General features: G+C 61.6%; 6 protein-coding genes and 1 pseudogene. 4 read left to right on the top strand and 3 right to left on the bottom strand.

The genetic code is table 11. From position 1 onward, the window contains the following. Positions 1-705 (top strand): sigma 54-interacting transcriptional regulator (locus EPO09_RS08630; RefSeq protein WP_290642177.1); only part of this gene is annotated, 705 nt, incomplete at its 5' end. An 11-nt stretch (positions 706-716) separates the two neighbouring features. On the opposite strand, the gene EPO09_RS08625 is transcribed toward EPO09_RS08630, so the two are convergent. Further along, positions 717-1130, bottom strand: coding sequence for a hypothetical protein (locus EPO09_RS08625; protein ID WP_290642175.1), 414 nt, complete (start codon positions 1128-1130; stop codon positions 717-719). 125 nt (positions 1131-1255) lie between these two features. Between EPO09_RS08625 and EPO09_RS08620 the strand changes: the two genes are divergently transcribed. Together EPO09_RS08620 and EPO09_RS08615 are read left to right on the top strand one after the other, a co-directional pair. Then, on the top strand, positions 1256-1561 hold the full coding sequence (locus EPO09_RS08620) for a YkgJ family cysteine cluster protein (protein WP_290642173.1): 306 nt from the start codon (positions 1256-1258) through the stop codon (positions 1559-1561). 195 nt (positions 1562-1756) lie between these two features. Beyond that, positions 1757-3301 (top strand): methyl-accepting chemotaxis protein, encoded by a 1545-nt coding sequence (locus EPO09_RS08615; RefSeq protein ID WP_290642171.1) that lies wholly within the window; start codon positions 1757-1759, stop codon positions 3299-3301. A gap of 11 nt (positions 3302-3312) precedes the next feature. On the opposite strand, the gene EPO09_RS08610 is transcribed toward EPO09_RS08615, so the two are convergent. Then, positions 3313-4329, bottom strand: a complete 1017-nt coding sequence (locus EPO09_RS08610; RefSeq protein WP_290642169.1) for an aldolase/citrate lyase family protein — start codon at positions 4327-4329, stop codon at positions 3313-3315. Between the two features lie 185 nt (positions 4330-4514). After that, positions 4515-5501, bottom strand: coding sequence for a malate dehydrogenase (locus EPO09_RS08605; RefSeq protein WP_290642167.1), 987 nt, complete (start codon positions 5499-5501; stop codon positions 4515-4517). A 311-nt stretch (positions 5502-5812) separates the two neighbouring features. On the opposite strand from EPO09_RS08605, the pseudogene EPO09_RS08600 reads away from it, so the two are divergent. Beyond that, positions 5813-5975: pseudogene (locus tag EPO09_RS08600) on the top strand (GntR family transcriptional regulator); the annotation flags it as partial.

Raw genomic sequence — 5975 nt, 5'->3', positions numbered from 1 at the left:
GTTTCGCTGCAGACACGTTTGCTGCGTGTCCTGCAGGCGAGAGAAGTGCTGCGCGTGGGGGCCACGGAGCCTACGCCTGTCAATGTGCGCGTGATTGCCGCCACGCATCGTGCCTTGCGTGATCAGGTGGACAAAGGTCAGTTCAGGCTGGATCTGTATTTCCGTCTCAACATCCTCAGGCTGGATGTGCCGCCTTTGCGCGCACGCCTGCAGGACATCGTGCCCATTGCGCAGGCCCTGCAAGGCAAGATCTGCCAGCGTCTGGGTATGGATCAGCGCACGACGAGCGGCTTGCTGGACGCGTTGATCGACCTGGCGCAGGGTTATGACTGGCCGGGCAATGTGCGTGAACTGGAGAACCTGATCGAGCGTGTGATGGCGTATGGGGGCGCTCAAGTAGCCTGGCAAGCCATGAGCCCTGCGCAGTGGCGTGAGTTGGTCGCGTCTGTGGCGCCCGAGTTGGCTGAGCGTGGCGTGCGTGCCTTGCCGTCGATGTCGCCCGTGCCGCCGAACAGCTTGCGGCTGGAGGGCATGGGTGCGTCGCCCGCCACCTTGTCTGCGCAACGCAAGCAAATGCAGGCTCAAGCCGAGCGCGTAGAGATCATGAAGGTGCTGGCCGACTGCGATGGGGATCGCGCCTTGGCCAGCGAGAAGCTGGGCATCAGTCGCACCACCTTGTGGCGCAAGCTCAAGGACATCACCTGAGGACGCCCTGATCAACAGGCGTAAGACACCCTGAAGCGTGCGTCGTCGGTCGGTACGCAGCGTGCCGAAGCGGCCTCGATCTGCAGCGTGCTGCCGTTCCTGAACTGAAGCTGCAGGATCAGGGCCTGGTCGCAATGCCAGGGCAGGGTGACACAGCTTTGCGCACGGGCATCCTCACTGCGCAAACGCAATTCGCCGTGCGCCATGCTGCCCAGGCAGTCGCCAATCGGGCCAGTCAGTTGTGCCTGTTCGAACATCAGGACCAGGGGTGCCAAGAAGCCGGATTCGGTCGATCGTCCAGATGCGTCATCCTGCTGCCTTTCAACGGCGCCAGCAGAAAGCACGAGCTGCACGCAGCCCCGCGAAGTGGGGCAGGGCATCACGCCACTTACCTCGGAGTTGTGCCAGAAAAGCGTATCGACCATGTGCCCAAGCCTAACTGATCCTCGGTTGCGCAGTCGGTATTAGGATGTGCGCCCGCGCTCGCTGGCCATTCATGCCGAATGCGGCGACGCAAGGCAATGGGGTGAGGCATGAAAAGGGGCTGAGCATGGAATTCGACTGTCAGCAATGTGGCGCGTGCTGTGCCGTTTTTCGCGTGTCCTTTTACTGGGCTGAGGCGGACGATGCGCCCGGTGGCACGGTGCCTGTGGACTTGACCGAGCCCGTCGGCACCCTGCATCGCTGCATGCGCGGCACCCAGACCAAGCCCGTTCGGTGTGTGATGCTGCAGGGGCAGGTCGGGCAAAGCGTGGCGTGCGGGATCTACGAGCAGCGTTCCAGCACCTGCCGCAGCGTTCAACCGGGTGATGCGCAATGCTTGAAGGCCAGGCTGCATCACGGCCTGCCTGTCTGATTCAATTCCCCTGTTCTCAAAGGTGAATTGAGGTTGGCGATGGGGCCTGATTGGCCCTTCAATGGTGCACACGCGGTGCTTACTTGGTGCTTATTCGCTCAGGTTTTGTGCCGTTCGGTCGATATGCACGAAGCAAGGTTGAATACGCCGTGCGCGCCCCCCGGCTGCATGAGGGCGCCAAGATGAGGTGCTGAGATGTTGAATCTCCATCAACTCAAGCTGGGGCAACGCCTTTGGCTTGGATTTGGGCTTGTGTTGTTGCTGACGGCCGTGATCGCGCTCGTGGGGTGGTTGCGCCTGTCGGCCACCATTTCGGATATCGATGCCAACGTTCAGGTGCAGGCCAGGGCGACCTCTGCGTTGAAGTGGGAAAGCCTGACGCTTCTCAACGTCAATCGCACGCTGGCCATCGCTGAATCCGGCGGAATCAAGGACGTCAAGAATCATTTCTCGCCCCTGATCAAAGAAACCTCCACCCAGATCAGCGCCATCCAGAAAGAGCTGGAAGCCAGCGCCACATCGCCCGAAGAGAAAGCGATGTTTGACGATATCGCGGCCAGGCGCAAGGTTTACATCACGGCCCGGGACTCCATCTTCTCCTTCCTGGAAATGGAGGATCCAGGTGCCAAAGAGGCGCTCAACAGTCAACTTCTGCCTGCGGCCACGAAGTACATCACGGCCATCAACGATTACCAGCGCGTGCAACGCAAGATTGCTGATGATGACAATGCGGCCACGCATGCCCACGTCAGCCGGGCCAAGCTGTCCATGGTGGTGTTGGCCTTGGTGTCGCTGGCATTGGGCGGGTGGATGGCTTGGCTGATGGCGCGTTCGGTGACCGTGCCCTTGCGCAAGGTTGTGGCGGCCACCCATATCATTGCGCAGGGCGATCTGTCTCATCGCGTTGACATGGACGGCAAAGACGAGTTGAGCGAGTTGTGCCACAGCCTGGAAGAGATGCAGGTCTCCTTGCGTGGGATCGTGGGCGACGTGAGGCATTCCACTGACTCGATCAAGGTGGCCAGCGACGAGGTGGCTGTGGGCAGCCAGGACTTGTCGAGCCGCACCGAAAACGCGGCATCCAGCCTGCAGCAGACGGCTTCGACCATGGAAGAGATCTCGGGCACGATCCGCCATACCGCTGACGCGGCCCGCACGGCCAATCAACTGGCGTCCGGTGCCGCGGAGGCCGCCACGCGTGGGGGCGAGGTGGTGTCTCAGGTGGTGGCCACCATGGACGACATTACCCAGAGTTCACGCCGTATTGCCGACATCATCAGCGTGATCGATGGCATTGCTTTCCAGACCAACATCCTGGCCCTGAATGCGGCTGTGGAGGCTGCTCGCGCGGGTGAGCAGGGGCGCGGTTTTGCCGTGGTGGCAGGCGAAGTGCGGGCGCTGGCGCAACGTGCCGCTGGTGCTGCCAAGGAAATCAAGGTGCTGATCAATGCCTCCACCGAACGTGTGGATGCCGGTGCCAGCCTGGTGAGCGATGCCGGTGCGTCGATGACCACCATCGTCGAGTCGGTTCGCCGGGTGGCGGACATCATTGGCGAGATCACATCGGCATCGACCGAGCAGTCCGAAGGCATCAGCCAGGTCAACACGGCCGTCAGCCATCTCGACAGCATGACCCAGCAGAACGCCGCGTTGGTGGAGCAGTCTGCCGCTGCGGCAGAGAGCTTGAAGGATCAGGCCTCGCGCCTGGCCCACGTGGTGTCTGTCTTCAAGCTGCCTTGATCTGCGTGGGCTCAGTCCCCGAAGAACGCGTTTTCGATTTCGGTGGGCAGAGGTTGGCCTGTCAGCCAGGCCCGCTCCAGCACGTACCAATAGTGGCGGTAGCTGGCCCGGTCATGCAATGTGCCTTGATGAGAGATGGGTGCCCAGTGTGCCGCTTGTGCATCTTGCAGAATCTCTATGGCATCGTCCACTTCGGCTGCCACTGGTGCAAAGGCTTCCACGATCACGGCGATCTGGTCCGGGTGGATGCTCCACATGCGCGTATAGCCCAGCTCGCGCGATGCCTTGCTTGCTGCAAGGCTCAGTGCATGCTTGTCATTGAACTCGGTCACCACGCAGTGCGAGGGCGTGATAGCAGAGGCATGGCAGGCTGCGGCAATCTTCAGCTTGGCGCGCACGATCAAGGGGTGCTCGAACTGGCCTGTTGCCGACATGGCTTTGGCTGGAATGGCGCCCCGGTGGTCTGACACAAAGTCCATCAAGCCGAAGGACAGGGATTCCACGCCGGGCAGGCTGGCTATCTCGGCTACCTCTTGCAGTGCTTTGTGCGTTTCGATGAGGATGTGCACAGGCACCGCGTGAAACACGCCGTGCTTGACGCGTGCTGCCTTGATGGCTTCAACGGCTCGCTGGGCTTCTGTGGCGTTGGCCACTTTGGGCACCATCAGATAGGCCAGCTTGTCGCCCGCTTTCTTGATCAGCGTGTCGATGTCATCTTCAAAACGGCGATGGCTGGGCGCATGCACCCGTGCGCCCGCACGCCCCCGGGCGTTATCGGGGCTGTTGAGCAGTTCGGCAACCAGTTCGGCCTGTTCGTGCTCGCCGCCAACCGGTGCGCCATCTTCCAGATCCAGCGTCACGTCGAACACGGCGCGACCAGGCTCTTCCGCCATCTCGGCTTGCAGTGTCAGGCTCTTGCGCATGCGCGTTTCGATGCCTGCGTAGTGATCGCAAACGGGCAGGGTGTGTGGGCGGTGTTCGGCGCCGAACAGGGCCTGGCGAGGGTGGATGGCGGTCAGGGTGGACATGGGTTGGCTCGATGAATCACATCACATGCATGGCATGCGGAAAGTCTCGCGCAAATTGCATGTTGGTGGGCGATTGCCCAATAAAAAACCGGCTTCCGCCTTGCGACGGAAACCGGTTTTCTTGCGTTCTCGCAAGCGCATGTCAACCGCGTGTCGCCCGAAGGCATCACGCAATCAGCGAAACATCACAGCAGGTGCTTGACGCCGTCTTGCTCGCCTTGCAACTCAGCCAGGGTCTTGTTGATGCATTCTTGCGAGAAAGCATCGATTTCCAGGCCGGTGACGATCTTGTATTCGCCGTTTTCGGTGGTCACGGGGAAGCCGAACACGATGCCGGCTGGGATGCCGTATTCGCCGTTCGAAGGCACGCCCATGGTGACCCATTCGCCGTTGGAGCCCAGGGCCCAGTCACGGATGTGGTCGATGGCGGCGTTGGCGGCCGAAGCAGCCGACGACAGGCCGCGAGCGGCGATGATGGCGGCGCCACGCTTGCCCACGGTGGGCAGGAAGGTGTCGGCGTTCCAGACTTGATCGTTGATCATGTCCTTGATCGACTTGCCGTTCGTGGTGGCGAAGCGGTAGTCAGCGTACATCGTGGGCGAGTGGTTGCCCCAGACGGTCAGCTTGCGGATGTCGCCAACCTTGGTGCCAGTCTTGGCGGCCAGTTGCGAAGCGGCGCGGTTGTGGTCCAGACGCAGCATGGCGGTGAAGTTCTTGGCGGGCAGATCAGGTGCCGACTTCATGGCGATGTAAGCGTTGGTGTTGGCGGGGTTGCCGACAACCAGCACCTTCACGTTGCGCGAAGCAACAGCGTTCAGGGCCTTGCCTTGAGCCGTGAAGATCTGGGCGTTGGCAGCCAGCAGGTCAGCGCGTTCCATGCCTGGGCCGCGAGGACGTGCGCCAACCAGCAGAGCGTAGTCGGTGTCCTTGAAGGCGGTCATCGGGTCGGAGTGGGCTTCGATACCGGCCAGCAGAGGGAAGGCGCAGTCTTCGAGCTCCATGATCACGCCCTTCAGCGCGTTCTGGGCCTTCTCGTCGGGGATTTCCAGCAGTTGCAGGATGACGGGTTGGTCCTTGCCCAGCATTTCGCCAGAGGCGATGCGGAACAACAGGGCGTAACCAATTTGGCCAGCGGCGCCGGTGACGGCGACGCGAACGGGTGCTTTGCTCATGTGCAACTCCGAAAAGGAAGTGAGAGGGGAAGGGTTAGAGACAACCCTAAATTGTAGCGGCGCGCGGGAGTCTAGGACGATCACCCCACAACGTCAATATCTTATGTCTTATATAAGACATCTTTCATCCTACTTCTGGACTTTGCCGGGCACTTGTGGTGCAATCACGCCCGGCCCGGGTTTTATCCGGCGCGGGTCGGTCGGCCTCTCCATTCGAGAGGGGTCGCCAGCCCCGATCTCACCCCTGATCGACTCCAACCTAGACCAACGCTGTGGTGCCTTCCTCGCCATCAACTGCTGCTTCTGATGCCGTGGCGTCCGCCGTTGGCACGGGTGCATCTGGCGGGGGCGGTGGTGGTGTGGCGGGTGGCGCGGCGCAAGGGCCTTCCTTCAGCCCGCTCTATCAGCAGATCAAATCCCTGATCCTGCGCAGCCTGCAGTCAGGCGAATGGCCTCACCGGGACGCCATTCGCC

The sequence above is a fragment of the Aquabacterium sp. genome (assembly GCF_004297345.1).
In the GTDB taxonomy this organism is placed as follows: Bacteria; Pseudomonadota; Gammaproteobacteria; order Burkholderiales; family Burkholderiaceae_C; genus Aquabacterium.
Note: the sequence above shows the minus strand (reverse complement) of the source record. Positions and strands in the feature narration are given on the sequence as shown.

Bases quoted from the DNA above. Each gene is read 5' to 3' on its own strand.
- EPO09_RS08625 (WP_290642175.1), bottom strand. From the start codon at position 1,130: ATGGTCGATACGCTTTTCTGGCACAACTCCGAGGTAAGTGGCGTGATG.
- EPO09_RS08620 (WP_290642173.1), top strand. From the start codon at position 1,256: ATGGAATTCGACTGTCAGCAATGTGGCGCGTGCTGTGCCGTTTTTCGC.
- EPO09_RS08615 (WP_290642171.1), top strand. From the start codon at position 1,757: ATGTTGAATCTCCATCAACTCAAGCTGGGGCAACGCCTTTGGCTTGGA.
- EPO09_RS08610 (WP_290642169.1), bottom strand. From the start codon at position 4,329: ATGTCCACCCTGACCGCCATCCACCCTCGCCAGGCCCTGTTCGGCGCC.
- EPO09_RS08605 (WP_290642167.1), bottom strand. From the start codon at position 5,501: ATGAGCAAAGCACCCGTTCGCGTCGCCGTCACCGGCGCCGCTGGCCAA.